This window comes from Pilosibacter sp. NGB245 (genome assembly GCF_057397225.1).
This window is the reverse complement of the sequence record NZ_CM171584.1, coordinates 2,742,916-2,769,424: the sequence shown is the minus strand read 5'-3', so window position 1 is coordinate 2,769,424 and position 26,509 is coordinate 2,742,916. Positions and strand designations below refer to the sequence as shown.

The 26,509-nt window shown below is 50.4% G+C and carries 27 protein-coding genes; 23 read left to right on the top strand and 4 right to left on the bottom strand.

All coding sequences use genetic code 11. The features are described from left to right. The first annotated feature begins 331 nt into the window (after positions 1–331). The 7 genes from ACXMYH_RS12350 to ACXMYH_RS12320 all read left to right on the top strand — a co-directional run bounded on the left by ACXMYH_RS12350 (position 332) and on the right by ACXMYH_RS12320 (position 8,573). The gene (locus ACXMYH_RS12350; RefSeq protein WP_118727757.1) at positions 332–952 is read left to right on the top strand and encodes a cyclodeaminase/cyclohydrolase family protein; all 621 of its coding nucleotides are present in this window, start codon (positions 332–334) and stop codon (positions 950–952) included. After that, a complete protein-coding gene (locus ACXMYH_RS12345) occupies positions 949–1,791 on the top strand; it encodes a bifunctional 5,10-methylenetetrahydrofolate dehydrogenase/5,10-methenyltetrahydrofolate cyclohydrolase (RefSeq protein WP_215703229.1) in 843 nt (280 codons plus the stop codon). Before ACXMYH_RS12350 ends, ACXMYH_RS12345 begins: the two co-directional genes overlap by 4 nt. A gap of 462 nt (positions 1,792–2,253) precedes the next feature. Continuing rightward, entirely contained in the window at positions 2,254–5,034 is a 2,781-nt protein-coding gene (locus tag ACXMYH_RS12340; protein ID WP_486554995.1) for a hemoblobin-interacting domain-containing protein, read from the top strand. Between the two features lie 80 nt (positions 5,035–5,114). Further along, complete coding sequence (locus ACXMYH_RS12335) at positions 5,115–5,543, top strand: DMT family transporter (RefSeq protein WP_142412276.1); 429 nt, start codon at positions 5,115–5,117, stop codon at positions 5,541–5,543. Positions 5,544–5,953: 410 nt separating this feature from the next. Next, positions 5,954–6,979: a methionine ABC transporter ATP-binding protein gene (locus ACXMYH_RS12330; RefSeq protein ID WP_215703231.1), complete on the top strand. Its 1,026-nt coding sequence runs from the start codon at positions 5,954–5,956 to the stop codon at positions 6,977–6,979. Between the two features lies 1 nt (position 6,980). Next, on the top strand, positions 6,981–7,661 hold the full coding sequence (locus tag ACXMYH_RS12325; protein ID WP_182426564.1) for a methionine ABC transporter permease: 681 nt from the start codon (positions 6,981–6,983) through the stop codon (positions 7,659–7,661). Positions 7,662–7,682: 21 nt separating this feature from the next. After that, complete coding sequence (locus ACXMYH_RS12320) at positions 7,683–8,573, top strand: MetQ/NlpA family ABC transporter substrate-binding protein (protein ID WP_486554994.1); 891 nt, start codon at positions 7,683–7,685, stop codon at positions 8,571–8,573. A gap of 353 nt (positions 8,574–8,926) precedes the next feature. On the opposite strand, the gene ACXMYH_RS12315 is transcribed toward ACXMYH_RS12320, so the two are convergent. Then, positions 8,927–10,279: an MATE family efflux transporter gene (locus ACXMYH_RS12315; protein ID WP_486554993.1), complete on the bottom strand. Its 1,353-nt coding sequence runs from the start codon at positions 10,277–10,279 to the stop codon at positions 8,927–8,929. A 441-nt stretch (positions 10,280–10,720) separates the two neighbouring features. Here ACXMYH_RS12315 and bioB point away from each other — a divergent pair, with 441 nt between their 5' ends. Continuing rightward, the gene (bioB, locus tag ACXMYH_RS12310) at positions 10,721–11,698 is read left to right on the top strand and encodes a biotin synthase BioB (RefSeq protein WP_118728682.1); all 978 of its coding nucleotides are present in this window, start codon (positions 10,721–10,723) and stop codon (positions 11,696–11,698) included. Positions 11,699–11,771: 73 nt separating this feature from the next. Here the strand turns inward: bioB and ACXMYH_RS12305 are convergent, their stop codons facing one another. Next, positions 11,772–12,344 carry a GNAT family N-acetyltransferase gene (locus ACXMYH_RS12305; protein ID WP_329752072.1) on the bottom strand — a complete coding sequence of 191 codons (573 nt, stop codon included), beginning with the start codon at positions 12,342–12,344 and terminating at the stop codon, positions 11,772–11,774. Positions 12,345–12,357: 13 nt separating this feature from the next. Then, entirely contained in the window at positions 12,358–13,122 is a 765-nt protein-coding gene (locus tag ACXMYH_RS12300) for a sulfite exporter TauE/SafE family protein (RefSeq protein WP_486554992.1), read from the bottom strand. 177 nt (positions 13,123–13,299) lie between these two features. Here ACXMYH_RS12300 and ACXMYH_RS12295 point away from each other — a divergent pair, with 177 nt between their 5' ends. The 15 genes from ACXMYH_RS12295 to ACXMYH_RS12225 all read left to right on the top strand — a co-directional run bounded on the left by ACXMYH_RS12295 (position 13,300) and on the right by ACXMYH_RS12225 (position 25,388). Then, positions 13,300–14,091, top strand: coding sequence for a helix-hairpin-helix domain-containing protein (locus tag ACXMYH_RS12295; protein WP_405581170.1), 792 nt, complete (start codon positions 13,300–13,302; stop codon positions 14,089–14,091). Between the two features lie 145 nt (positions 14,092–14,236). Further along, the gene (locus ACXMYH_RS12290; protein WP_118298743.1) at positions 14,237–14,935 is read left to right on the top strand and encodes a response regulator transcription factor; all 699 of its coding nucleotides are present in this window, start codon (positions 14,237–14,239) and stop codon (positions 14,933–14,935) included. Between the two features lie 193 nt (positions 14,936–15,128). Beyond that, the gene (locus ACXMYH_RS12285; protein WP_118298742.1) at positions 15,129–15,632 is read left to right on the top strand and encodes a GNAT family N-acetyltransferase; all 504 of its coding nucleotides are present in this window, start codon (positions 15,129–15,131) and stop codon (positions 15,630–15,632) included. Then, positions 15,629–16,108, top strand: coding sequence for a 23S rRNA (pseudouridine(1915)-N(3))-methyltransferase RlmH (gene rlmH, locus ACXMYH_RS12280; RefSeq protein ID WP_118298741.1), 480 nt, complete (start codon positions 15,629–15,631; stop codon positions 16,106–16,108). Before ACXMYH_RS12285 ends, rlmH begins: the two co-directional genes overlap by 4 nt. A 96-nt stretch (positions 16,109–16,204) precedes the next feature. Further along, on the top strand, positions 16,205–17,452 hold the full coding sequence (locus ACXMYH_RS12275) for a DUF4272 domain-containing protein (RefSeq protein WP_486554991.1): 1,248 nt from the start codon (positions 16,205–16,207) through the stop codon (positions 17,450–17,452). Positions 17,453–17,888: 436 nt separating this feature from the next. Further along, the gene (locus tag ACXMYH_RS12270; protein ID WP_405581716.1) at positions 17,889–19,181 is read left to right on the top strand and encodes a homoserine dehydrogenase; all 1,293 of its coding nucleotides are present in this window, start codon (positions 17,889–17,891) and stop codon (positions 19,179–19,181) included. Between the two features lie 235 nt (positions 19,182–19,416). After that, positions 19,417–20,466 carry a stage III sporulation protein AA gene (gene spoIIIAA, locus ACXMYH_RS12265; protein ID WP_252197485.1) on the top strand — a complete coding sequence of 350 codons (1,050 nt, stop codon included), beginning with the start codon at positions 19,417–19,419 and terminating at the stop codon, positions 20,464–20,466. Further along, entirely contained in the window at positions 20,463–20,999 is a 537-nt protein-coding gene (locus tag ACXMYH_RS12260) for a stage III sporulation protein AB (RefSeq protein WP_486554990.1), read from the top strand. Before spoIIIAA ends, ACXMYH_RS12260 begins: the two co-directional genes overlap by 4 nt. Positions 21,000–21,011: 12 nt before the next feature. Then, positions 21,012–21,206 (top strand): stage III sporulation protein AC, encoded by a 195-nt coding sequence (spoIIIAC, locus tag ACXMYH_RS12255; RefSeq protein WP_118298737.1) that lies wholly within the window; start codon positions 21,012–21,014, stop codon positions 21,204–21,206. A 12-nt stretch (positions 21,207–21,218) separates the two neighbouring features. Continuing rightward, positions 21,219–21,605, top strand: a complete 387-nt coding sequence (locus ACXMYH_RS12250; RefSeq protein ID WP_142412267.1) for a SpoIIIAC/SpoIIIAD family protein — start codon at positions 21,219–21,221, stop codon at positions 21,603–21,605. Beyond that, positions 21,602–22,813 carry a stage III sporulation protein AE gene (locus ACXMYH_RS12245; RefSeq protein WP_405581723.1) on the top strand — a complete coding sequence of 404 codons (1,212 nt, stop codon included), beginning with the start codon at positions 21,602–21,604 and terminating at the stop codon, positions 22,811–22,813. Before ACXMYH_RS12250 ends, ACXMYH_RS12245 begins: the two co-directional genes overlap by 4 nt. Before the next feature lie 112 nt (positions 22,814–22,925). Further along, a complete protein-coding gene (locus ACXMYH_RS12240; protein WP_486554989.1) occupies positions 22,926–23,438 on the top strand; it encodes a stage III sporulation protein AF in 513 nt (170 codons plus the stop codon). Further along, complete coding sequence (locus ACXMYH_RS12235) at positions 23,422–24,021, top strand: hypothetical protein (protein ID WP_486554988.1); 600 nt, start codon at positions 23,422–23,424, stop codon at positions 24,019–24,021. Before ACXMYH_RS12240 ends, ACXMYH_RS12235 begins: the two co-directional genes overlap by 17 nt. Before the next feature lie 161 nt (positions 24,022–24,182). Beyond that, a complete protein-coding gene (locus tag ACXMYH_RS12230; protein WP_215703239.1) occupies positions 24,183–24,911 on the top strand; it encodes a SpoIIIAH-like family protein in 729 nt (242 codons plus the stop codon). A gap of 93 nt (positions 24,912–25,004) precedes the next feature. Beyond that, positions 25,005–25,388: an Asp23/Gls24 family envelope stress response protein gene (locus ACXMYH_RS12225; protein ID WP_142412262.1), complete on the top strand. Its 384-nt coding sequence runs from the start codon at positions 25,005–25,007 to the stop codon at positions 25,386–25,388. Positions 25,389–25,451: 63 nt separating this feature from the next. On the opposite strand, the gene ACXMYH_RS12220 is transcribed toward ACXMYH_RS12225, so the two are convergent. Beyond that, positions 25,452–26,360, bottom strand: coding sequence for a hypothetical protein (locus ACXMYH_RS12220; RefSeq protein ID WP_486554987.1), 909 nt, complete (start codon positions 26,358–26,360; stop codon positions 25,452–25,454). Positions 26,361–26,509: the final 149 nt, after the last annotated feature.

The following is a 26,509-nucleotide window of genomic DNA, read 5'->3' as shown; positions in this document are numbered from 1 at the left end:
CAGGAAAAGGCGACTGTATATGGAAGAATATTGCAGATGGCTGATATCAGATTCAGCAGGCAGAGACCGGTCACAATGACGGTTCGGAGACAGATTTATGCATAAAAGTGCCTGAATCATCCTATAGAAACGATAGGAAAAAGCGTTCCAGGATTGACAAGAATCGCAAAATCATGGATAATAATCCGAAGAACGCTGTTGGGTGCGTGCAGGAATTTTCTGAACAGAAGATTCCGTAAACGATTCCGCACAATACAGCAACGGCCGCAGCGTTTGCCGGTTTAGAACGCAAAGCAAAACTGCGGAGAGAAAATCTGGAAGGAAATATGTCATGGGACAGTGGAATGAATACCTGGAAGTTCTGGCATCCAAGGCACCGACTCCGGGAGGCGGAAGCGCAGCGGCGGTTTACGGCGCTGTCGGAACAGCCCTCGGCGAGATGGTGGGAAACCTGACGACAGGGAAAAAGAAATTTGCAATATATGAGGAAGAGATCCAGAAGATCCTTGTACGATTACAGGAAGCGAGAATGGATTTCATCCGTCTCGAGAAGGCGGACGAGCAGGCGTTTGAGCCGCTTTCGGAGGTTTACCGCATGAAGGCGGAGACGGACGAGGAGAAAAAAGCAAAGGAAGAGCGGATGGAAGAGTGCCTGAAAGCTGCTGCGCAGGTTCCGATGGAAGTCATGGAGCGGGCGGTCAGCGTGATGGATGATATCGAGTTCCTGGCATTGAACGGCAGCCGGCTTGCGGTCAGCGACGCCGGAGTCGGGATCCAGGGAATCCGTTCGGCGCTTCTCGGCGCGGTCATGAGCGTGTATATCAATACGAAGATGATGAAGGACCGGGAGTATGCCGAAGCAGTGAACCAGCAGGCGGAACTTCTTATAAAGAAGGGAACGGAACAGGCAGACCGGATCTACGAGATTGTGTTAAAGGCGGTAAGAGGATGATTACATTAAAGGGAGCAGAGGTTTCTGCAAAGATCAAGGAACAGGTTCTTTCCATGAACCAGGAATTAAACGGATATGTGCCGACAGCGGCCATTGTCCGGATCGGGGAGCGCCCGGATGACCTCTCCTACGAGAGAAATGTCATGAAACGCATTGCGGCATATGGAATGGAATCGAAGTCTTTTGCATATCCGGCGGATATCAGCGAGGAAGAGTTCTTTGCGGAATTCCAGAAGATCAATGATGATGAGACGATCGACGGGATCCTGTTATTCCGTCCGCTTCCGAAGCACATCAATGAAAAGCGCGCCGAGGCGATGATCCGTCCGGAAAAGGATCTCGACGGGATCTGCGCGGTCAATACGGCAAAGGTGTTTGCCGGTGAGAAAGATGGATTTGCTCCGTGTACGGCGGAGGCGGTTATTGAGGTCCTGAAGGCATTCGACCTTCCGATCACCGGAAAACGCGCGGTGATCGTGGGACGCAGCATGGTAGTCGGACGTCCGCTGTCCATGCTGATGTTAAAGGAAAATGCGACGGTGACGATCTGCCATACGAAGACCGAGAATCTGAAGGCTGTCTGCAAGGAGGCGGATATCCTCGTTGCGGCAGCAGGAAAGGCGAAGATGCTGGATGCGTCATTCTTAAAAGAGGGAGCTGTCCTCATCGATGTCGGGATCAATGTGGATGAGAACGGAAAACTCTGCGGAGACGTCCTCTGGGATGGTCTGGAAGAAAAGGCATCCGCGGCGACACCGGTGCCGGGCGGCGTCGGTGCTGTGACGACGGCGGTGCTGGCGAAGCATCTGGCGATGGCGGCGTGCAGAAAGAGAAAATAAACGTAGGACCGACAGCACGAGGTTTCGCGCAGGCGCGGACTTTGGCTCGTTGTTCGTGTAAATAAAAATGGAAAAAATTCTCATTTTTCCGCATAAAGCGGCATAAATAAAGGAAAGAGGACCATCGACCCAGTGCGTCGGCGGTCCTCTTTTCTTGACAGAAGTTTGGATGAGAGGTAGGATATTACTACAAATGAGTTAGCAATAGCTAACCCTATACTTGTTCAAAAAGCAAATTGCATTTTCTGCACGGCAGAATGAAACAAAAGGTGTGCTGAGGCAGATCGTATTTCATGCACGCGAATCTCACAAATTCTTTTCTGACAGATAGGATAGGCAGGGGAGAAGATCTGCGAACGAATGGATAAAGGACAGTGTGTGCGATCCGAAATGCAGTTATGAAAACATGGGTTAGCTGAAGCTAATTTCAATACCAGGGATGGTGCGGAAAGGAGAAAGGTCATGAAAAAGCAGAAAACGCTTGCAGTTCTGTTAAGTGCGGCGATGGTTGCCGGAGCGATTCCGACAGCAGCGCTTGCGGAAGTGGTGGGAAGTAATTCTGATTCCGGTGTGAAGGCAGCGGAGCTGAGTGAAGATCAGGAGATTGAGGAACAGAATGAAAATTCTGAGGATGAAACTGGTTCCGGATATGTATTGATGAATGTGCCGTATGATGAGGTATATGGGAAGGACATTGAGAATGAGACAAAAGTAGATGCTGTCTCATCTGCGACAAAGAAAAAAACGAAAAAAAAGACTTTAGTAAATGGCACTTATCATTCAAAAGATGGAAGCGAGATCAAAGGAGCGATCATTCCGGTACGGGTAGAGAATTTGTCTCTTTTAGATGGATTTAAGAGGGTTTCAGCGTCCAATGCGGAAAAGGTTACTGTCGCCTCGGCAAGTGATTCTACCTATAATGATAATCTGTTTGATGAGGAAGAGGACTATACATATGCTGTACTTCCGAACGGTTATACGCCGAAGGTTTATAAGGAACTAATAGGGCTTGATGAGAATGGAAAGCCGGAATTCAGTAAGTTCCAGGGTGAGGAACAGGAAGTCGATACTACTGCAACGATCGTTGCCTGCTCCGGACGGTACCAGCCTGGAAAGAAAGAAAACAAGTCATATCATGGCGACTATGAGATTACGATTCAGGATTATCAGGAGCTGATTGCGTCTTCCAGCAACGCAGTCTATGAGGTGGTTTTAGATACGGATAAGGGGGACAGCTACGGGCTTCGCCTTCTTGAAAACACATTCCTTAGAAAAGGAGAGTTGGGATTCTCAACCGGTTTCACAACAAAGAGCAAAGGCTGCGATTTGAAGCCGGATCATTATAAATCGCTTATCGGAAAAACGATCACCGGAATCCGCTTTGTAACGGAAAATGGAATTTTTGTGATCCAGACAGAACTGAAGGTCGAGGAACAGGAAATTTATGCGCTGATGAATATTCCGTATGACGAGCTTTACAAGAATGATCTGAATACAAATAACATTCCGGTGGATGCGATGACATCTGCAACGTATCAGAAGACACGTACAAAATCACTGTCGAATGGATCTTACCATAAGAATTCAGACGGATCAAAGATCGACGGAGTTACATTCCCGGTTAAATTGAAGGTAAATTCTGATAAGGCCCTTGAAAAACTGACCCACGTGGGAGATTGTAGCAAGGAACTGACGATCACGACAACCCTTCGCGGAAAACAGCAGACAAACACATACAAAGGAAGAGACACCTTATTTGAGAACGATACCTATGCGTATTATGTTTTAAGCCCGGAGGAAAAACCGGACTTTTATAAAGAAGTTACCGTTGGAAAAGATGGAAATTTTGAGTTCTCTGAGACAAAATTCCAGGATGGAAAGTCCGCTGAAAAATCAAAAGCAACCGCAGAGATCACGACAAAGACGACACGCGGAGATTACCAGATCAATGTGAGCGGACTTGACGAGTCTGTGACAAACAGTTCGATCTATGAAGTGATTCTTGAGACAAAGGACGGAAAGAGCTATGGTCTCCGCCATCTCGAAAATATCTGGCGCGGAAACGAGCTTGGAATTTACACCGGATATACAAAAGAGAGCCATGGCGTCGATGCCAGCGTGGAGCCGTACAAGGATATCATGGGAAAGACCATCGATAAGATCACATACCTCACAAGCGCAGGCGCTTATGAGATCGACACGGATCTTTATGTACCGATGAAGGATGGCACACAGGCTGAAGTGGCTGACGGAAAGTCCGGAAACGGATCTGTCGCTGTTACGGTGAAACTTCCGGAAAGATTTGATCCGGAGTATCAGGTCACGGGACTGAAGACATCCTTTGCAGACGGAGCGCTCACTTATACAGACGCAATGCCTGGAAAGTATACCCTTACAATCTCTGATAAGAATGAAAAATGGGCAGATATCGAGGCAGATTTTGTACTCAGCAGCGATACGAATCCTGCATACTATAACAGAGATTACAGTGCACCGGCAGTCATCAAAAAAGGTTCTGCAGATGCAGCTGATTTCACGAACTACTTAAAGAACATCACAAAGGTATCGGTCAACGGTAAGGAATATGCGGCATCCGGAAAAGGCGCTGTTGTGATCGTAAAGAGTGACGGAACGATCGATCTTGCAAACAGCAGTGTATTTGATGGCAAAGAGCCGTATACAGTTGTTGTAACATCCACAGGATATCCGAATCTGACATTCGAGATCAAGCAAATGACTTACGACAGCAGTGACTCGGATAGCGGAGAATCCGGAGAACCGGCAGGATCTTCTTCAAAGAAGAAAAATACATCTGCTTCTGATGGAATGACGGCAGGAAGCTGGAGTCAGGATGCAGCGGGAAACTGGTACTTTAAGAATGCAGCAAACGGAAAGAATCTTGTATCTGCATGGGCACATATTGAGAATCCATATGCAGGAGCAGGACAGCCGAAGGATTCCTGGTTCCATTTCGATGCAAATGGTGTCATGCAGACAGGCTGGTTTAAAGACAGCGATGGAAGATGGTACTTCTTTAATCCGGTTTCTGACAGCACACTTGGAAGAATGACGACCGGATGGAACTGGATCAAAGGAAATGACGGCAAGCTTCGCTGCTATTATTTCGAGGAGACCTCCAACGGACACCGCGGAGCCATGTATTCCGGAACGACAACTCCGGATGGTTATACGGTTGATGCGGACGGTGCATGGACAGTAAACGGAATCGTTGTGACAAGATAACATTTGGCGTGTAAAAGCCGGTATAAAAACCTCCTGATCATGGAATCCTAAGGGAAACATGGTTTCAGGAGGTTTTTTATATGTGGGGAATTCTGGTGGCACTGCTTTCGGGAGCGCTTATGAGTCTGCAGGGGATTTTTAACACGGAGGTGACGAAGCAGAGCAGCATCTGGGCGGCAGCAGGATGGGTGCAGATGACGGCGCTTGTGACCTGCGTGGTCTTATATTTCGTTACCGGACGCGGGGAAATCTGGGGGATGTTTTCCATTGACCGGAAGTACATGCTGCTTGGCGGTGTCATGGGCGCATTTATTACCTGGACCGTGATCAAAAGTATGGACGGCCTGGGTCCGGCAAAGGCGACACTGCTCATCGTTGTGACCCAGATCCTGGTCTCCTATGTGGCGGAGGTATTTGGTCTCTTCGGTGTTGAGAAAGCGGCGTTTGAGTGGAGAAAACTTATCGGTGCAGTTCTGGCGATTGCTGGGATCGTGGTGTTCCGGTGGTAGCGCGACGCAAGATATCCTGAAAACAATATGAAAATTTTAAAACGATAGCGCGAGAAGTTTAAAAAAATTAAATATATGGTTTAAAAATTATAAAAACATATTGACAAAATAGGAAATGAAGGGTATGATAGCGCCATCGGATTTGAACAGGAAGTTCAGACGATGAGGAAACACAGGACTGCGGGATGACGGCGGTCGGAAAGGAGATACAGGTATGGGAAATGCTGGAAGAATTGATATGAACAATATGTGTTGTTGCTGTTGCATGTGTATTTCCGGGCGTTTTTTACGGCCAGGAGCTTTGCTGTGCGGTCATGTACCTGTATACAGAAAATAGTTTCCTGTTAATGCCAGAAAATGCGCCCGGAAGTGTAAACGCTTCCGGGTTTTTTATTTGGGAGGAAGAAACATTGATCCAGATCGAACATGTAAGCAAAACCTTTTCAGGAAAATACGGAACCGTCCACGCGCTGGACGATGTGAGTATCCATGTGGAAAAAGGTGATATCTGCGGCATCATCGGATTTTCCGGAGCCGGAAAGTCTACGCTGATCCGCCTGGTAAATGGCCTTGAAACGGCAGACAGCGGAAAAGTCACTGTCTGTGGAAAGGAGCTTTCCACACTGAAAAAGCCGGAACTCAGAACATTAAGAAGAAAGATCGGAATGGTTTTCCAGCAGTTTAATCTCCTGGAGTCCAAGACGGTATACCATAACATTGCACTTCCGCTGATCTTAGCAAAAACTCCGAAAGCGGAGATCGATAAGAAGGTCATGGAAGTATTAAAGATCGTTGAACTGGAAGATAAGAAAGATACCTATATCAGCCAGCTGTCCGGCGGACAGAAACAGCGTGTCGGGATTGCGAGAGCGCTGACGACCGACCCGGAGCTTCTCCTTTGCGACGAGGCGACAAGTGCCCTGGATCCGCAGACGACAGAGTCGATCTTAAAGCTTTTAAAGCGGATCAACCGGGAGATGGGCGTCACGATCCTTCTCATCACACACCAGATGCAGGTCGTTCAGATGATCTGCAACAAGGTAGCCGTCATGGAGAGCGGAAAGATCGTGGAATCCGGAAGTGTTCTTGAGGTATTCGGATCTCCTAAGATGCCGGTCACAAAGCGGTTTGTCCAGACGGTCATCCGTGACCAGATCCCGGACAGTATCGTGAGTCTCGTAAAGGAACAGAAAGAAAATTTCCGCATCGAACGCCTGAAATTCATCGGTTCCAGCGTGAAACGTCCGGTGATCTCCGATATCTGCAAGACGGACGGTGTCGTGGTCAATATCCTCGGCGCAGCGGTCCAGGAACTGGAAGACAGCGTTATGTGCGTCTTTATCTTACAGCTCATCGGTGACGATGAGAGTATCCGGAAAGCGGAAGAGCAGATCGATAAAAACGGCGTCTTAAGAGAACGGATGGAGGTGGAGTAAGATGGAAGAACTCATGAAAACAAAGATCTTTAAGGTCACAGTGGAACGTCTCCTGTTAAATGGAGGACAGACTCTCTACATGGTCGGCTGGTCGCTCCTTGTTGGAACGATCATCGGTATGATCCTGGCCCTGATCCTGGTCCTCTGCAGAAAAGGCGGACTTGCGGAGAACCGGCCGTTATACTGGATCGTGAGCGCTTATATCAATGTGGTGCGAAGCATTCCGTTCGTAATTTTGCTTGTAACGATCATGCCGATCACACGCGCGATCGTCGGAACAACGATCGGAAGTACGGCGGCGCTGGTCCCGTTAGTTGTTTACATAAGTCCGTATCTTGCAAGACTGATGGAAAACAGCCTGCTTGAGATCAATCCGGGAATCCTGGAGGCGGCTGAGGCCATGGGTGCGACAACCTGGCAGGTCATCCGCTATTTCCTGGTTCCGGAAACCCTGGGTTCCATGGTGCTTGCACTTACAACAGGAACCATCGGACTTCTCGGAGCATCCGCGATGGCTGGTTATGTCGGCGGAGGCGGAGTCGGTGACCTGGCGCTGACATATGGTTATGAGAAGATGAACACCCCGCTCATGATCCTCACGGTCGTGATCCTGGTCGTTCTGGTACAGCTGTTGCAGATTCTTGGAAATACGATTTCCGGAAAGTTAAGACAACATAAATAAAAGAAGAGGAGAGAAAGAATTATGAGAAAAGTGATTGCAGGAGTACTGATGGGAGCGACAGTTTTAAGCCTTGCCGCATGCGGAAAGACAGAGACAGCAGCTACAACAGCGGCACAGGCTGCTGAGAGCCAGGACACACAGGCAGACAGCACAGAGGCAGCAGCGGACACCACCGGCGACAAGAAAGAGATCGTCTATGGTAAGTCCCAGGGACCGTACACAGAGCTTTTTGAGGCGGCGATCGTTCCGATCCTCGAGAAAGAGGGATATACCGTAAAGGGAGTTGACTTCTCCGACCTTCAGACAGCAGATATCGGACTGAATGACGGCGACGTCGATGTCAACGTAGAGCAGCACACCGCATATATGGAAAACTTCAACGCGAACTATAATGCGGATCTCGTTGCATTAAGCCCGATCCCGACAGTACCGGCAGGCGTATATTCCGCAAAATATAAGTCTGTCGATGAGATCCCGGACGGAGCAAAGGTTGCAGTTCCGAATGACGCATCCAACACCGCAAGATGCTACCTGATGCTTCAGAAGATCGGCTGGATCAAGCTTGCTGATGATGTGGATCCGTCCGCAGTAACCCAGGATGACATCGTTGAGAACCCGCACAACATCGAGTTCACAGAGATGAAGAGCTTAACGATCCCGGCTGCAATTCAGGACTTTGACTATGTAGCGATCACCGGCAGCGTTGTATATAACGCAGGCATCGACCCGTCCACAGCACTTGCAACTGAGGATATCCAGGATCATCTTGTTCTTCAGGTTGTTGTAAAGGAAGAGAACAGGGATGCTGAGTGGGCAAAAGCGATCGTGGATGCTTATCATTCCGACGAGTTCAAGCAGTACATGGAAGAGAACAACGATGGATTATGGTGGATCCCGGACGAGTTAAAGTAAGATTTAAGTTTGGAATTGATCGAGAAAACCTGATAGGGTGAGAATGAGCCAGGGGCGCATGTGAATGTGGTTCCTGGCTCATTTTTTACGCGAACAACGAGCCAAAGTCCGCGCTTGCGCGAGACCTTGGCGACTGTCGCGATAACAAGGGGAAACTCGCGAAGCGAGTTTTCACTTGTTTACGAAAAAATATCTCCGACACGGAAAAAATCTGGTGTCGGAGATATTTTTGTTTAAGGAAAATTCTGATGGAACATCCTGATAATCAAAGAAAATTATGTGTCAATGCGCACTCGCGTAAAGCTTGAGATTGTCGCAAACGACTGCGCCAGAAACCTGGATGTGTCAATATTTTAGTTACCTTCTGTGGTCTGCAGCATCCGTGTGACTTTTTTCACACAATAGAAGCAGGTCGGAGCGATATAGCAGCAGGCAGCAACCCAGGCGGTCTGGTCGGCAAAGCAGATCGCGTTATAGCCGAATTGACCGACAAAGCAGAGGCTGACGATTGTGCGGGCGAACATCTCTGTCACCCCGGAGAAAAATGCTCTTCCGGAATATCCGAGTCCCTGCGTCACCATTCTGGTGATGTTTAAGATCCCGAGTGTCCAGTAAAAGAATCCCATGCAGCGCAGATACTGGGCGGAGGCGTCGAGAACACCTGCGGCATCTTTGCTCACAAAGATCATGGAGAGCGGACGTCCGAAGAAGATCAGGATCAATCCTGCGAAGACTCCGTAGCCAATCCCGAGGGCGATTCCCTCTTTCAGACCTTTTTTGATTCGGGCTGACTGACCGGCGCCGAGGTTCTGGCTGCAGAAGACAGAAACAGCGGTTCCGATCGCATCGAACGGACACAGGGTGAACTGTTTTAACTTCACACCTGCGGTAAAGCCGGAGACATAGTCACCGCCGAGTCCGTTGTTTGCGGACTGCATGACCATGCTGCCGATCGCCGTGATGGAAAACTGGAGACCGGTCGGGAGTCCCATCTGGAGAAGCTCTGCGATCGCGTCTTTTTTGATCACACGGTTTTCTTTCGAGAGCCATAAGATCTTCATGCGCCGGATAATGACGAACAGGCAGAGAATTCCGCTGATCGCCTGGGATGCGATCGTTGCGAAGGCAGCTCCGGCACATCCCCACTTTGCGACAACGATGAAAAAGAGATCCAGAAAGATATTGAGCACCGCGGAGAATGCCAGGAAGATGAACGGTGTACGGCTGTCACCGACTGCGCGCAGGATACTCGATAAGTAATTGTAGAGCAGGGTGAACGGGATCCCGAGGAAAATGATCATCAGATAGATATATGCGTTTGCGTAGATATCGCTCTGGACAGAAAGCATGTGCAGGATCCACGGACACAGAACAGCGCAGAGCGTGGTCACGATGACTGCAATCACTGCGGTGAGGATTGCTCCGTTGAAGATAAAATCTTTCATGCGTTTGTGGTCGCCGGCGCCGAAATATTTTGCGACCGGAATGCCGAAACCGGTACAGCTTCCCATACAGAAGCCGAGGACGAGGAACTGGACGCTGGTGCTGGCCCCGACACTCGCGAGTGCCTGTGCGCCGAGTAACTGTCCGACGATCGCGGCGTCGATGATGTTGTATGTCTGCTGCAGGAGGTTGCCGACTAAGAGGGGCAGTGCGAACTGCAGCATGGACTTTAGAGGACTGCCCTTGATCATGGAAGTTGCCATGTAGAGATTACCTTCTTTCGAAATGGGAAATTTTTTGATAAAACGAACGTGAATTATCTTATCATAGAGAGGAAAAATTGTATACAGGCATATGCGACAAAATGTAGGTGGAATTTGGGTGGGGATTTTTGCTGTTTTTTAGAGGAACCAGATTCTCGAATCAAGGCACTCCTGTTCGGCTCCTCACCGCTAGGGATTGGTGGGACGAATAGTAAACTTTAACGTGAAAATGGTTGACATCTGGCAGAATCTACCATATAATTGTAAACTATAACGTAACAAAAGAGTTTACAATCAAACTTGGGCAGATGTGAGAGAAATGAGAAAAATCCTACAAAAAAAGTGGGAAAATCTGCTCTGGAATTACAACGAAATAATACATCTGCTGACTGTAAAAGAGGTTTGCGGCAGGCAGGATAAGATCAGGAAAAGGAGAACATTATGGACGCACTGACACTGGCACAGGAGATTATCGACGGAAGAAGAATCACAAGAGAGGATGACCTGAATTTCTTTCTGACATGCGATCTGAAGGAGCTCTGTGAGGGAGCAGACCGGATCCGCAAGGCATGTGTGGGAGATAAGGTAGACCTTTGTTCCATTATCAACGGACGGAGCGGACGATGTCCAGAGGATTGCAAGTACTGCGCACAGTCTGCTCATCATCATACAAACTGCGAGGTTTATGATTTCCTTCCGGAGGAAGAGATCGTGAAGATGTGCCGTGTCAATGAGGCGGAAGGTGTTGACCGTTTCTCTATCGTGACATCCGGAAAGGCACTGACCGGAGAAGAGTTTGAGAAAGCGATCCATGCTTATGAGACGATGAAGAAGGAATGTAAGATCGGCCTCTGCGCATCCATGGGATTTGTGAGTGCGGAGCAGCTCCACAGACTTCACGAGGCTGGTGTTACAAGCTATCATCACAATATTGAGACATCCAGAAGAAATTTCCCGAACATCTGCACGACGCATACTTATGATATGAAGATCAATACTTTAAAGATGATCAAGGCGGAAGGAATGTGTGCATGTTCCGGCGGTATCATCGGAATGGGAGAGACCTGGGAGGACCGTCTCGACATGGCGGTAAGCCTTGCAGAGCTTGGAATCGATTCCATCCCGTTAAATGCACTGATGCCGATCTCGGGAACTCCGCTTGAGCATTTGGAGCGCATCTCCGAGGATGATATTCTCCGCACGGTTGCGTTCTTCCGCTACATCAACCCGGAGGCAAACATCCGTCTTGGAGCAGGCCGCGCACTTCTCACAAACGACGGCGAGACCGCATTCAAGTCCGGAGCATCCGCGACGATCACAGGAAATATGCTGACAACGGTTGCATGTGCGACGATCCGCAGTGACAAGAAGATGTTAGAGGATCTTGGAAGAAATGTGACACCGGAGTATATGAAATAATACCGGGATCAGGAGATTGGAATCATACGTTGTCCAAAAGTAGAAAGTACAGATTAGAAAAGGCTGCCCTGCATTATGTGCGGGCAGCCTTTTGAGCTATCAAGGAAAGTTCTTTTTCACAGCACCAGTAATCCACACCATGATATACACATTCACCGACCATGGAAAACTGCAGCTTTCGGTACGCGCGGAGCGCCTTTTCGTTCGTCTTTGCGACGAGATAATGGGCGGAACGAAAACCACGCCTTTTGGCTTCCTCCATAGCGCAGGTAAAAAGCCTTCCAGCAATCCCGCGGCCCTGATAATTCAGGGAAACAGCGACCCGGGCAAATTCAACGGACGGAACGAGTTCTTTCGACCAACAGTCCAGGATATCGGTCTCCGGATCGGCGTCGAAGGAGATCACTCCGGCGAGATCATGCCCGGTCGTTGTCTTTAAGCAGAACAGGGAATTCCTGGCGAGATCGAAACGGATCGTATCAGCAGACGGATAGTCATCCGTCCAGGCGCAGAATTCTCTGCCGATGTGGGACCGGTAGAGGGAAAGGATCGCGGATGCATCATCCGGGAGCGCAGGTGAAAAGAAAAATTGTTTCACAATTCCGTTTACGGAGATCAGAATCTCCTGATCCTGGATCAAATTCATGGACAATGCTCCTTTACCCTGCCATGATCTCACTCAGTGTTTTCACAAAGAAGATCACGAGGACCACCAGCATCAGCGGTTTTACGAATTTTGCACCGCCTTTATCGAAACACTTTGCACCGAGATAGTTTCCTGCGATACTGAACAGGCCGGCGGTAAGACCGAGGAGAAAAATCACCTTGCCATTCATCAGGTAGACCGCCAGCGCAGTCAGATTTGTTGTCAGGTTGATCGCTTTTGTGATCCCGTTCGCCTCCTTGAGGCCCATGTGGGCGACTCCTGTGAGGAGAAGCAGAAGGAATGTTCCTGTTCCAGGACCGTAAAAGCCGTCATAGATGCCGATGACAAAGGCGATAAATGCGCTGAAGAGGATCATTTTGTGGAGCGGGAATGCCTCTTTTTCTCCGATGAACGGTTTTCCGAACATGAGGTAGAGAGCGGTACACGGCAGGATCACAAGGATCAGGCGTTTAAAGTAGTAATCATCTAACCGAAGGGCAAGCTTTGCGCCGATAGAAGAGCCGATCAGAGCAGTGATGATACAGAGAACTGCGTTCTTCCAGGCAATGTAGCCGTTTTTTGCATATTTTGCAGTTGCGATCAGAGTTCCCATGCCGGAGCTCAGCTTATTCGTTCCAATCGCGAAGTGGACCGGAAAACCCGCGATCAGATAGGCAGGAAGCGAGATCAGACCGCCGCCTCCGGCTACCGCGTCGACAAATCCGGCGAGAAATACGAGCGGGCAGATGATCAGAAAGTGGATCAGATGTAATTCCATAGCAGTAATTCCCCTTAGAAAGTAAATATTGTAGATCTTTCGCCAAATATAGCATAAAATGTCTTGAAATGCAATGAAGGAAAATGACAGAAGAAAACCCTCTTGCTTTTGCCTTTATGATTCGGTAAAATAGAATCAGGCAGAACGATCCCCCCTGAAGATTCAGGAGGGAAACATATGAAAGATAATAAGAAGAAAATTCTGGCGGCTGCGGCTTTCCTGATCGCAGCCGGACTTGTGTTTGGCATGTCTAAAAAGGAGAACGGGATTCGGGAGCTGGATGATTCCGGGGCGGTCGTCATGAGCGGGTCAATGCAGGAACTTATGGGATCCGAAGGGAAACGCGATGCTGAGAAAAATACGAAGTTGAGCACGGATTCATCAATCCCTGACGGAGAAAAAAATCCGCAGACTGAAAGTGAGAGCGGCGTCGGGGAATCCCGGGAAGCCGGAAATGAAACCGGGACGGGGAAAAGTCCTTCAGAAACGCAGGTGGAAGTGGATAACTCGAAGGCAGCAGGGATCTATGTGTATATCTGCGGAGAGGTTGCAAATCCCGGCGTGTATGAGCTTTCCGAGGACAGCCGGATCTACGAGGCGGTGGATGCCGCAGGCGGATTTACGGAGAATGCGGCGCGTGAGAGCATCAACCTCGCGTCGAAGGTCAGTGACGGGATGCAGATCACGATCTATAATAAGGAAGAAGCTGCATCGCTTCCGGCAGGCGGTACGTCAGCAGGTAAAAATTCCGGGCAGGATCAGATGTCGGGATCTTCTTCACTTGTCAACCTGAATACAGCGACGAAAGAGGAACTGATGACCTTAAAGGGCATCGGGGAGTCGAAGGCGGAGGATATCATCCGCTACCGCGAAAAGAGCGGGGGATTTAAGAAGATCGAAGATATCATGAAGATCTCCGGGATCAAGGAAGCTGGATTCCAGAAGATCAAAGACAGTATTACAGTATAGTATAACTGAAAAAACATCATAAAGAGAGACAGCAGATCAGAAAAACAGGTTTGCGGATCCTGCATTGGGAAAGGAAAAATGGCAGATCCGGTTACAGGGATTGATGAGAGCTGTTATCGATCACAGCATAACATGGAGGAGTAAGATGGCAAGAGTTCTGGTAGTTGATGATGAAAAACTGATCGTGAAGGGAATCCGCTTCAGTTTGGAACAGGATGGATATGAGGTGGACTGCGCCTACGACGGCGATGAGGCGATCGAGAGGGCAAAAGAGCGGGAGTACGATGTGGTACTTCTGGACGTCATGCTTCCGGGACACGATGGATTTGAGGTCTGCCAGACGATCCGGGAATTTTCCGAGATGCCGATCATCATGCTGACGGCAAAGGGAGACGATATGGATAAGATCCTGGGTCTGGAGTACGGAGCGGATGATTATATCACGAAACCGTTCAATATTCTTGAGGTAAAAGCGCGGATCAAGGCGATCATCCGGAGAAATAATAAGAAGAACGGCGGCGCGAAACGCCAGGAATCGAGTGTGGTGACAGAAGGCGACTTAAAGCTCGACAGAGAGAGCCGCAGAGTCTTCATCAAGGACAAGGAGATCAACCTGACTGCGAAGGAATTCGATCTTCTGGAACTTCTTGTCACGAATCCGAACAAGGTCTACAGCCGTGAGACGCTGTTAGAGTACGTATGGGGCAATAAGGCCATGGTAAACGGAGATGTTCGCACCGTGGACGTACATGTGAGAAGACTCCGCGAAAAGATCGAACCAAGCCCGAGCGACCCCAAATACGTCCACACCAAGTGGGGCGTGGGGTACTTCTTTCGCGCATAGCGTTGTGCTTGCACAAAAGCAAAAATTGTGTGAGCTGGACCTATAGGGCGAATGCCCGCGAGCCCTGAGTCGGGGCTTGCCCCGATTCAGGGCTCCCACTGCGGACTAGCCAGCAAAAAAGTGTTGTGCTTGCACGAAAATTATGCGGCCCAGCCAACAAATTTAAGTTGTATCAAAAAGGAGAAAAACATCTATGACATACACAATTCGCCCGGTCCGTCCGTCGGACCTTGCGGCAGTCACCGAGGTGGAGGCGATCTGCTTTCCTGCCGCGGAGGCAGCGACCGGAGAATCTTTTAAAGCCCGTATTGCGGCATTCCCGGAATGCTTTTTCGTTGCGGAATCAGAGGGAAAGATCATCGGCTTCATCAACGGCTGTGCCACGGATTCTAAAACGATCTGTGACGAGATGTACGAAAATTCCGCCTGCCACAAGACGGATGGAGCATACCAGTCCATCTTCGGTCTGGACGTGCTCCCGGATTACCAGCGTCAGGGGATCGCGGCAGATCTCATGAACCACATGATCGGGGATGCGAAAAATAAGGGAAGAAAAGGTCTGATCCTCACATGCAAGGACCGCCTGATCCACTATTACGCGAAATTCGGATATAAAAATATGGGCGTGTCCGAGTCTGTCCACGGCGGGGCAGTCTGGTATGACATGATCCTGGAATTCGGAGCGCAGGAATCATGAAGATCACACTGATCACGGTCGGAAAGATCAAGGAAAAATTCTTCCAGGATGCGATTGCGGAATATTCCAAACGCTTGAGCCGGTACTGCAAGCTGGAGATCATCCAGGTTGCGGATGAGAAGACGCCGGACGGTGCCAGCGAGGCAGTGGAGACGCAGATCAAAGAAAAAGAAGGCGAACGGATCCTTTCCAATATCAAGGACGGAAGTTTTGTCGTTGCTCTCGCGATCAATGGGAATATGCTGGATTCTGAGGAGCTTGCGGCAAAAATAGAAAAATGGGGTGTGTCCGGGATCAGTCAGATCGTGTTTATCATCGGCGGATCGTTGGGTCTTTCAAACCAGGTCCTGGTACGGGCCGATTACAAGCTGAGCTTTTCAAAGATGACATTCCCGCACCAGCTCATGCGGGTCATTCTTCTGGAGCAGATCTACCGGAGTTACCGGATCATTCAGGGAGAACCTTACCATAAATAGCGTGTATTTGTTACTTTTCACGGGGAGGATATTCCGAACCGAAAATTCCGCATGAGACAGCAGTGATTGCGGATTGAAACAAGGAGGCAAAAACGAGTGACAGAGGAACAGAACGCAGGGAAGATCTTTCTTTTCTGTAAGGAACCTTCACCGGAGCAGATTATGAAATGCCTGCGGGACGCATTTGACGTTCCGGGCAGTGTTCATGATGCGGACCTGAAACTTCATAACGGGGATCTGGACGTGACGATCCGGGTATATTGTGAGAGTGCGGGCGGCGAAGAACAGGAGCTTGTCCGTGGCTGGTCAGACCGGTCGCGTGGGCATTTTTCCAGAGTTGAGACTGCCGCGGTGGATGTGAAGACGAATCTTCTTTATCAGTTGGAGGGAACCGAGAGCATCGTTTCGGTGGATTATACATTTGAGGGGGAGGAGTCCGAATTCCTGACAGAGGAAGAGGAGTCTGCAAAGAGAAATATGGAGCAGACGCTGTTCGGCGTTCTTTCTACTCTTCGGGCTGTCATGGCGTTTCGGGGTGAAAAGAGAGGATTTTACTGTCTGGACACATCCGGGATGGAGAAGCTGATCCTGGATGGAAACGGAAACAGTGAGATGGAACAGTTTCTGCCCTACAAGTCGGTTGGATATGTCCCGGGAAATGATATCGAGGCAGAGCAGTTGAACAGGAGAGAGGGAAACCGCAGGGAATTTGAGGCTCATGGAGTGTATGTTCCGGTATTTTATCCACTTCTGGAAACAGAGGCGGAGGCGGACTGCCGGACACCTTATGAGATCGCGGCCCGTGCGGTAGCACTTCTTCTCGTGGCGGCATTCTCCGAAGCGATGCTTGCTGCGAAGATGGACCAGAAAGAGGCGCTTGAATTTATTGGAAAAAGGATCCGTGAGTTCGGTGCGGAGGACTTTTTCTCGCCGAAAGAATGGAAATATCTGCATGATGAGGAGCCGAAGGAATCGGAGAAGATCTCTTACTCCTGGCAGTACGAAAATCTGCATGTGATGGAGTGGGCGCTGGGGCTGATCGAGGGACCGCTTGATTTCCCGGATCATTTCTGTGACGTGGCGGAAGCTGCGCGGATCCTGACATCGTTCCATTCAATGCGGGAGATCCTGGATGCGGCAAAACCGAGATCTCCGAAGGAGCTTCTCGATGCCTGTGACATGATCTTCTGCCTGGACTGGGCCTGCACCGATACGCGGATGCGGGATCTTCCGACGCCGGCAGGGATGGACGGCGGCGTGGTCTTTGAGCGCCATAAAGCTTTGAACTGGCTCGTGGGGGTCGGGGAAAAGGCGGACTGGGATCATGTGCCGGTGGATACATGATAAAGAGAGCGAACTGTGGGCGTGAAAAGTAACGAAGCGAGGTTACAGTACACGGGCTCTCCATGCCCGCGCACTGTAACAGGATTTTGCCGATGCTCCGCATTTCGAATCGGCAAAATCCGCGACCAAAACTGTATCATACGGAATTTTCAGTTCAGAAAATTCCTACCCGTGAAAAGTAACAAAGCGAGTGCATTGCAGGGCAGGAAACTGTGATGCGCTTTTTTTCTTGCTTTTTTTAGCACGTTGTAGTATAATTACGGCACTGCGATAAAGACAAATGTCCACGCTGCACGGTCATGAAGCAGAAGCGAAACAGAAACGCTGTCGATACCGGATCCTGTATCCGGACCGGAGAAAGATGTGGAAAGAAAACCGGAGACTTTTCTGATCGCTGGTCAGGGAAAGGAAGACCGGGATAAAGGAGAAAAATACCATGGGAGAGAAAAAGGTGATCAAAGCGGCGCTCCTCGGTGCCGGAACGGTTGGAAGCGGAGTGTATGCGCTCTCTGAGATGTTAAAGGATGAGATGTTTCAGAAAACGGGAGCTAATCTGGAGATCAAGAAGGTCCTGGTGAGGAACACAAAAAAAGAGCGCCCGGGAATCCCGAAGGAGGTCCTGACGGACAACTGGAAGGAAATCCTGGAAGATGATGAAATCCAGCTGGTCATCGAACTGATGGGCGGCGTGGAGCCGGCGAGAACTTATATCGTGGAGGCGCTTGAGATAGGAAAACAGGTTGTCACGGCAAACAAGGATGTGCTCGCGGAGTACGGACAGGAGATCCTGACACTTGCGGAAAATAATGGATGCGATATCCAGTTTGAGGCTGCCGTTGCCGGTGCGATCCCGATCATCCGGCCGTTAAAGCAGAGTCTTGCAGGAAGTATGCTGACGGAGATCATGGGAATCGTCAACGGGACCACGAACTACATTCTGACGAAAATGTCGGAAGAGGGAATGGATTATCAGGAAGCGCTCGCGAAGGCGACGGAACTTGGCTACGCGGAGGCGGATCCGACGGCGGATGTGGAAGGTTACGATGCGGGCCGAAAGATCGCGATCATGTCCTCCCTGGCATTCAACTCCAAGGTGACATTCAAAGATGTCTACATGGAAGGGATCACAAAGATCACCTCCGATGACATCCGCTATGCAAAGGAATTCGGCTATGTGATCAAACTTCTCGGTGTCACAAAGCTGGTGAACAATGAGATCGAGGTCAAGGTTCACCCGATGCTGATCCCGGAGCAGCATCCGCTCGCGACAGTCCGCGATTCGTTCAACGCAGTGTTTGTCCATGGTGAGGCCTGCGATGACGCGATGTTCATGGGACGCGGTGCAGGAAAGATGCCGACGGCCAGCGCTGTCATGGGTGATATCATCATTGTCATGAGAAATATCGTCCATGACAACTGTGGATGGAACGGCGGCGTTGCATATAAGAATTATCCGGTAAAACCGATCGAGGAGACGAGATCGAGATATTTCCTCCGCCTTCAGGTTGCGAACAAGCCGGGCGCTCTGGCGAATATCGCGGGAGTTCTCGGAAACAACGATGTAAGCATCGCCCAGGTCGTACAGAAACGTGCGAGAGACGGAGTTGCGGAGCTCGTTGTGATCACGGATTCCGTGCTGGAGAGACATTTCAACGATGCGCTGATGATCGTGAAAGGAATGTCTGTATTGCGGGAGGTTTCCGGGATCATTCGTGTATACGGAGATTAAGAAAGAACAGGATGTTAATTGTAAAAAGGCAGATCTGCCTGGTTGGAAATACTTCTGACCGGTAGATCTGCTTTTTTTATCAGAAGACAGTAATTTTCTCCCCAAAACTGCGGACTTTTAGAGCAAAACGCAATTTCCTTCCCAAAATTGCGGACTGTCAGAACAAGATCGACCAAGTCATATTTCCGGACTTGTCTCATATGATGTATCACAGAATGGAAGGGAGGATGGCGGATTGAAGGCTGAAATGGTCCAGAGATTTCTGGAGCAGGTGATCACGGAGAAAGAACCAATACGGGAAATCAGGATACGGATTGGAAAGCCGGTGTTCGTTCTGGATTCGGAGGGGGAAAAAATCCTGAATTTTGATGAAAAAAGAGGAAATCCAGAATTACTGCGGATAGAAGATGAGAAAGAAAATTCAGGAATCGAGAATGGGAGCATGGCGGATTCCGAGCTGATCCGAGCTCTCATGGAAATCTTTGCAAGACATTCCCTCTATGCCTACGAGCGGGAGATCAGCCAGGGATTTCTCACGATCCGCGGCGGACATCGGATCGGGATCACGGGAAAAGCAGTGGTGGAGTCCGGACATGTAAAAACAGTCCGGGATATCTCATCCTTAAACATCCGCATCGCCCACGAGATAAAAGGATGCGCGAAATCCGTGCTGCCGCATCTTCTGTCAGGGGAAGAGTTTCTTGATACGCTGGTGATCTCCCCGCCGGGAGCCGGAAAGACTACCCTTTTGCGTGATCTGATCCGGGAACTTTCCAGCGGGGGATCATGGGGATCCGGGAAAAACGTGTCTGTGGTGGACGAGCGTTCGGAGATCGCGGCCTGTTTTGGCGGGGTCCCGCAGTGTGACCTCGGTCCCCGGACGGATGTGATGGACGGCTGTCCGAAAGCCGTGGGCATGCTCATGATGCTGCGCTCCATGGCACCGCAGGTACTGGCGGTCGACGAAGCGGGCGGGGAGGAGGAGATCCGGGCGATGAAATACGCGATGAAATGCGGGTGCCGGATCCTCGCCACGGTCCATGGAGCGGACATGGAGGACATCATGAAACGTCCGGCGTGGAGAGACATCGTGGGCGAAAAGATATTTTCCCGATATGTGGTCCTCACTGGGGTACCGACACCTGGAACTGTGGCGGAGATCTATGATGAATCTGTATGTCAATGCAGGGAGAAAAGCACCTGTGAAGACAGGTATGCAGCGGCAGCATTCAGTTACCGATCTCAGCTGAGGATGACCGGAAAATGGGAGAATGAAAAGATATGAAATATGTGGGACTTTTATGCATGGCGGCAGCGGTGGTGGCGGGCGGTTTTCTGATGGCGGGGGAGTGGGAAGCGCGGATGAAGATCTTGCTGCTCTTCCGTCAGATGATGGTCTATCTGAAGAGCCGGATCCTCTACTCGAATGAGACGCTTCCGGAGGCTCTGAAGGAAGTCGGAACACGATTTGCGGACGAGAAAAGCGGGATGGAAGCGGAAGCAGGGCTTTTTTTCCTGAGAGTGGAAAAACGGATGGAGGAAGAACGCGGAAAATCATTTTCTGAGATATGGAAAGAGGAGCTGGACAGACTTCCGGAGGATCTGCCGATGAGAAACGAGGATCTTCAGGCACTCCGGTCGCTGGGGGAAAATCTCGGATATGCGGACAAAACGACCCAGGAGCGGACGATCCTTTTCTATCTGGAACAGGCGGATGACTCGCTTGCTTTCCTGAAAAAGGAGACGGAGAGCCGGACGAAGCTTTACCGGTCGCTTGGAATGGCAGCGGGACTTTTCATTCTGGTGCTCTTTGCGTAAAGGAGGGGAAACATGGGGGTAAATCTGATCTTTAAGATCGCGGCGGTGGGGATCCTGGTTTCGGTGATGTGCCAGGTTTTAAAGCACAGCGGGCGGGAGGACCAGGCATTTCTCACGAGTCTCGCGGGTCTGATTCTGGTCCTGTTTTGGATCGTACCGTATATCTATGAATTGTTTGAGACGATCAAAAACCTGTTTTCACTGTGAGGGGGAATGACTATGTCTGTGGTACAGGCGGCGCTTTTGGGGCTTACGGCGATCCTGTTTGCGGCTCAGCTGAAGCCGTTGAAGCCGGAGTACGCGGTCTATCTCGTTCTGGCGGCATCCATCGGGATCGGATTTCTGGGACTTGCAAAGCTCGGAGTCCTTCTCGAGACTTTGCGGGAGATCGGAAACGGGATCCGGATCCGGCATGTGTATTTGACAACACTTCTCCGGATGGCGGGGATCGCTTACATCGCGGAGTTCACGTCTGGGATCTGTAAGGATGCGGGATATTCGGCGGTGGGGACACAGGTGGAGATGGTGGGAAAACTCGCGATCCTGGCGGTGAGCGCACCGGTTGTTCTGTCACTCGTGGAGTCATTGAAGGTGTTTATGGAATGAAAAGATCGGGAAAACGTAGGGGATCTGCGGTGCTGATCCGGTTCATGCTCATGATCATGGGGCTTTTTGCGGGGAACTTTTTTAGGACAATTCCCGCATTTGCGGCGGAGCCGGGGGATCCCGGGCAGGAAGTATGGACACAGGATGCGGGGAGTACGGCTCTTGATCTTTCAGAGATCGAGAATTATCTGGACCGGATCGGGGAACAGAAAACGGCGGGAATGACATTTGGGGAACTGATGAACATGATCCAGGCAGGGGACATGGAGAAAATCTTTTTGTATGGAAGAGACCGGATCGCCTCCGCGTTATTTTCGGAAATCAGGACAAACGCATCATTTCTCGCGGAGATCCTGATCCTGTCCCTGTGCGGGGCGGCCTGCTCCGGTTTCTTTGGGATCTTTGGCTCCGGCCAGCTGTCGGAGACGGGATTTTATGTGATCTGCATCTGTGTGCAGACCTTTCTGGCGGCTGGCTTTTTTTCCAGCATCCGGATCGCGGAGGAGACGACGGGGGAGATCCTGGGATTCATGAAAGTGATGCTCCCGGCCTACTTTCTTGCAGTGACGATGGCGGGCGGGGCGGTGACATCCGCCTCGGTCTGCGGGTTTACGATCGGAGCCATCGGAGTGATCCAGACGGTAGTCTCCGGATTCCTTCTGCCGGTCATGAAACTTTACATGGTGATTTCCCTGGTCGGAAATCTGTTCCGGGAGGAGATGTTCTCGGTGATGACGGAGCTTCTGGGAAAGGTTGTGGGGTGGACGGTGAAGACCATGTTCGGGATCGTTGTGGGATTTCATCTGATCCAGGGGCTGGTACTTCCACAGGCGGATGCCATGAAAAACGCGGCGGTCATGCGGGCGGTCGAGGCAGTCCCCGGGGTCGGCGCAGGGGCCGGAGTGGTTTCTGATCTTCTTCTGGGATCGGCGGTCCTGATCAAGAATACAGCCGGAGCAGCGGCAGTGGCAGTCCTGCTTTTTCTGGCAGCAGTTCCGATGGTGAAGCTTACAGTCCTTATGGTGCTTTACTATCTGGCGGCAGCCGTGATGCAGCCCGTGTGCGACAAACGGCTGACGGCATGTATAACGCAGAATGCCGCCGGACATGGGATGCTGCTGAAGATCGTGGGGTACTCGCTGGCACTGTTCGTCGTGACGATCGCGGTGATCAGCTATTCGACGAACGCGGTGTATTATGCGGGATGAACAAAATGAGAATATGCAGTTTTGAAGATGCGGAGCGGGTATGGAAGTCTGAAAAATCAGACGGATGTTTTGGAAGTGGTGTGAGCAGCGGTGGAAAAGTGAGGTGAACGGCATGAAAGCAGTGGAAAACTGGGTGCGTGACATCGTATTTTACATGATCTTTGTGACGATGGTCATGAACCTTCTGCCGGATCCGAAATATGAGAAATATCTGCGGCTGTTTGCTGGCGCGGTCATGATCCTTCTGGCGTTTGGACCGGTATTACAGATCACGGGGATGGAGACGGCGATGGCGGGGATCTTTGAAAAGATCACATTTGAGAATGATGTCCGGACGCTGAAGGAAGAGCTGGGGGCGGCAGATGAGCGCCGGATCAGGGAATTTTATGGGCGATACCGGGCTGCGGCGGAGGCGGATATCCGGTCGATGGCGGAGCATGACGGGCTGGAATGTGAGAGCGTTTCGGTCGATGTGGCGGAAGCCGGGAATATCAGCTATGTGAAGCTGGTGGTCAGGGGCAGGCAGGATCAGACCGGGGTGGGGATCGCCTCGGTGAGAAGAAAGATAGGAGCGTATTATGGAGTGGAAGAACAGGACATTGAGGTCGATGTTAAAAGGAAATAAGGAGAAAGTGCTCTTTTTATTCTGTTCCGGACTGCTTTTGTTTGTGATCTCGCTTCCGGACAGCGGAAAGACGGATCCCGGGTGGAATAATCGTGCGGCGGAGGTCCTGGCCGATGTGGGGGATGAGAGTGCGGCGGATCCCAGCGCCGGTTCGGAGACGGCAGCAAAGGAGGAGAGTGTTTCCTACGAGGCGGAGCTGGAGCGGCGGATCCGGGAACTTTTAAGGAGTGTGGACGGCGTCGGGGAGGCGGATGTGATGGTAGTCTTAAAATCCTCGGAGGAGAGAGTCTGGCATGTGGATAAGAGCAGCACCTCCTCGGTGACAGAGGAGAGCGGGGCGGATTCCGGGAGTTCCAGGATCATACGGGAGGAAGATCAGTCGGAGAGCACGGTGCTTGACGGGAAGAGCCAGTCGCCGGTGATGGAAAAGGAGGTGAAGCCGGAACTCTCAGGGATCATCATCAGCGCGGACGGGGGAGGAAGCGCGGTGATCCGGGCGGAGATCACGGAGGCCATGGAGGCGCTCCTCGGGCTTCCGGCAAACAAGATCAAGGTGATGAAGCGGGCGGCAGGGGAATCCTGAGAAGAAATTCTCCAGGGCGGGATCCGGCTGTGGAACTTTCGGATGTCCGGAATGAGTGCATGGTGCCGGGAAAATAGATCGGTATTCTGCCGGGACTGCATATTTTAGGCGTGGAATCATAGAATGGAAGTATGAAAGTATGGGAAAGAAGGAGTTTTGCGATGAAACGGATCTTCAGAAGGAATCAGATCATTATCACGACACTGGCAGTCATGATCGCGGCGGCGGGATACCTGAATTACTCGTCGAAGAAGGAAGTGGCGGGGGCAGAGGTGTACGAGGCGGGGATGATGGACATTTCCGATTCGGACATTCTGGCGGAGAATCAGGCGAAGAGCGGAGTGGATGATGGAAGTCTCACGGAGATCGCAAGTCTGGACGGAGACGGCGAAGAGAAGCTTCCGGATGGAAATGAGGTGGCTGCGGTGCCGGAGAGTGCGGAGGTTTCTGGATCTGAGGCTGCAGGGGAGGAGACCGCGGCAGCGGGGATCGAGAATCCGGGCGAGGCGGTGCTCACAGGCGGAACGGGGATCTCTGAGTACATAGCGGGGGTTCAGCTTGGAAGGGAGCAGATCCGGGCGAAGAACAAGGAGACGTTGATGCAGATCATCAACAGTGACCAGATCTCGGAGGAGGAGAAGCAGACGGCGATCCAGAACCTGATCGGTCTGACGGAGGTTTCGGAGAAGGAGAATGCGGCGGAGACGCTTCTCAAGGCGAAGGGCTTTGTGGACCCGGTGGTCAGCATTACGGACGGGAAGGCGGACGTTGTTGTGAACGCGGCATCGCTCACGGACCAGGAGCGGGCGCAGATCGAGGATATCGTGAAGAGAAAGACGGAGATCGGGGCGGACGGGATCGTGATCACGCTGCTGGATGCGGAGGAGTGATGGGAACATGGCAGAGGATGAGAAAAAGAGCTATGCAACAGGGGGAGAAAATGGTATAATAACAGTATCTTTGATATACAGGAGGTAATTATTGTGGCAGCGGAAACAGAGAGAAGCAGTCATAAGGTTTATGAGAAGGACAAAATCGGAGAAGTCCGGATTGCGGATGAAGTCGTGGCAATTATTGCCGGCCTGGCAGCAACTGAGGTCGAGGGCGTGGATTCCATGGCTGGAAATATCACAAATGAGCTGGTTGGAAAGCTTGGAATGAAGAATCTTTCCAAGGGCGTGAAGGTGGAAGTGACAGAGGAACATGTGAGTGTGAATATGGCGCTGAACCTGAAGTATGGATATAGTATTCCGGATGTCTGCGAGAAGGTGCAGGAGAAGGTTAAGAGTGCGATCGAGAACATGACGGGGCTTACGGTGCTTGATGTGAATATTAAGATTGCCGGGGTCAGCATGGAGGAAAAGTAAAGATTATGACTGCGTGAGGGCAGAATCCCCAGAAGACTGGGGATCCTGCCCTTTTTGGCAAACTTATTCTATTTCGATGGTGTAGTTATAGCTGTAGGTATGGACGTAAAGCATATGATCTTGATACACGAGTAGGTCAGGCTGTTTTTTTAGTTTCAGGCGGGAGAGAATTTCGCCGGTGTGAAGATCAAGCTGATAGAGGTAGTCGTCCTCGGAGGTGAAGCCGTATCCGCAGAGGATGACATTGTCTTTTAAGATAAAGTTCATGGAGTTATAAGTCTGGTCAGCGCTTCGCCAGAGGAGTTTATTATCTTCCAGATCATAGGCGAACATGAAACAGGTATCCGGCTGGGCATAGCCGTTTGTCACGCTGGCTCCATAGAAGATTCCGTCCCTTAGACAGGCGTTATTTCCGTTAATGTACCATTTGTCGGTGGGATAGGTTAAGACATACAGGCAGTTTCCGGTACCGTTCTCAAAAACATAAAGTTCTTCGCCGGACCAGAGGTACTGGTAGTTGTCATCATAAAAGTTGTTCCAGTCGGTGCCGATCATGGGGAGGGATAATCCTTTACTGTCGTACCATTCGTTTGCAAAATCGATACCGTTTTCTTCTTCGGATACGATCTTTAAATCAAAAGGAGCGGCGGCATCACTGGTGGGATGTGTCTCCCTGGCTGTGGACAGGTCGATGGTAATGTATTTTGTCTCAGGAGCCGTATTTTCGGTATCAGTATTGGCAGCAGGGCTGGTTTCTGTTTTCATATCGGTTTCAGAGCTTTCTTCTGCCACTGTTTTCATGTCAGATTCAGATGTGCTTTCTGACTCTGTTTCCACTGCCGTTTTTAATTCGACTTCGGAAGTATGTACGGCTGTTTCTGTGGAGACTTCCTTCGAAATATTATTTTTATTGCCACATCCTGATAATAACATGCACAGGATGATGAGCGGCAGGTATTTTACTTTGTTCATTGTATTATTTTCCTTTCTGAGGTAAGTTTGGAATTCTGAAGGGATCAGAAAGAGTATACCATATCATAAGGATAAAAAAAACATCTCTCACATAAGGACTTGTGAAAATATACATTTTCATGTATAATCCTAAATTAGGAGTACTCTGT

Bases quoted from the DNA above. Each gene is read 5' to 3' on its own strand.
- ACXMYH_RS12350 (WP_118727757.1), top strand. From the start codon at position 332: ATGGGACAGTGGAATGAATACCTGGAAGTTCTGGCATCCAAGGCACCG.
- ACXMYH_RS12345 (WP_215703229.1), top strand. From the start codon at position 949: ATGATTACATTAAAGGGAGCAGAGGTTTCTGCAAAGATCAAGGAACAG.
- ACXMYH_RS12340 (WP_486554995.1), top strand. From the start codon at position 2,254: ATGAAAAAGCAGAAAACGCTTGCAGTTCTGTTAAGTGCGGCGATGGTT.
- ACXMYH_RS12335 (WP_142412276.1), top strand. From the start codon at position 5,115: ATGTGGGGAATTCTGGTGGCACTGCTTTCGGGAGCGCTTATGAGTCTG.
- ACXMYH_RS12325 (WP_182426564.1), top strand. From the start codon at position 6,981: ATGGAAGAACTCATGAAAACAAAGATCTTTAAGGTCACAGTGGAACGT.
- ACXMYH_RS12320 (WP_486554994.1), top strand. From the start codon at position 7,683: ATGAGAAAAGTGATTGCAGGAGTACTGATGGGAGCGACAGTTTTAAGC.
- ACXMYH_RS12315 (WP_486554993.1), bottom strand. From the start codon at position 10,279: ATGGCAACTTCCATGATCAAGGGCAGTCCTCTAAAGTCCATGCTGCAG.
- bioB (WP_118728682.1), top strand. From the start codon at position 10,721: ATGGACGCACTGACACTGGCACAGGAGATTATCGACGGAAGAAGAATC.
- ACXMYH_RS12305 (WP_329752072.1), bottom strand. From the start codon at position 12,344: ATGAATTTGATCCAGGATCAGGAGATTCTGATCTCCGTAAACGGAATT.
- ACXMYH_RS12300 (WP_486554992.1), bottom strand. From the start codon at position 13,122: ATGGAATTACATCTGATCCACTTTCTGATCATCTGCCCGCTCGTATTT.
- ACXMYH_RS12295 (WP_405581170.1), top strand. From the start codon at position 13,300: ATGAAAGATAATAAGAAGAAAATTCTGGCGGCTGCGGCTTTCCTGATC.
- ACXMYH_RS12290 (WP_118298743.1), top strand. From the start codon at position 14,237: ATGGCAAGAGTTCTGGTAGTTGATGATGAAAAACTGATCGTGAAGGGA.
- ACXMYH_RS12285 (WP_118298742.1), top strand. From the start codon at position 15,129: ATGACATACACAATTCGCCCGGTCCGTCCGTCGGACCTTGCGGCAGTC.
- rlmH (WP_118298741.1), top strand. From the start codon at position 15,629: ATGAAGATCACACTGATCACGGTCGGAAAGATCAAGGAAAAATTCTTC.
- ACXMYH_RS12270 (WP_405581716.1), top strand. From the start codon at position 17,889: ATGGGAGAGAAAAAGGTGATCAAAGCGGCGCTCCTCGGTGCCGGAACG.
- ACXMYH_RS12260 (WP_486554990.1), top strand. From the start codon at position 20,463: ATGAAATATGTGGGACTTTTATGCATGGCGGCAGCGGTGGTGGCGGGC.
- spoIIIAC (WP_118298737.1), top strand. From the start codon at position 21,012: ATGGGGGTAAATCTGATCTTTAAGATCGCGGCGGTGGGGATCCTGGTT.
- ACXMYH_RS12250 (WP_142412267.1), top strand. From the start codon at position 21,219: ATGTCTGTGGTACAGGCGGCGCTTTTGGGGCTTACGGCGATCCTGTTT.
- ACXMYH_RS12245 (WP_405581723.1), top strand. From the start codon at position 21,602: ATGAAAAGATCGGGAAAACGTAGGGGATCTGCGGTGCTGATCCGGTTC.
- ACXMYH_RS12240 (WP_486554989.1), top strand. From the start codon at position 22,926: ATGAAAGCAGTGGAAAACTGGGTGCGTGACATCGTATTTTACATGATC.
- ACXMYH_RS12235 (WP_486554988.1), top strand. From the start codon at position 23,422: ATGTTAAAAGGAAATAAGGAGAAAGTGCTCTTTTTATTCTGTTCCGGA.
- ACXMYH_RS12230 (WP_215703239.1), top strand. From the start codon at position 24,183: ATGAAACGGATCTTCAGAAGGAATCAGATCATTATCACGACACTGGCA.
- ACXMYH_RS12220 (WP_486554987.1), bottom strand. From the start codon at position 26,360: ATGAACAAAGTAAAATACCTGCCGCTCATCATCCTGTGCATGTTATTA.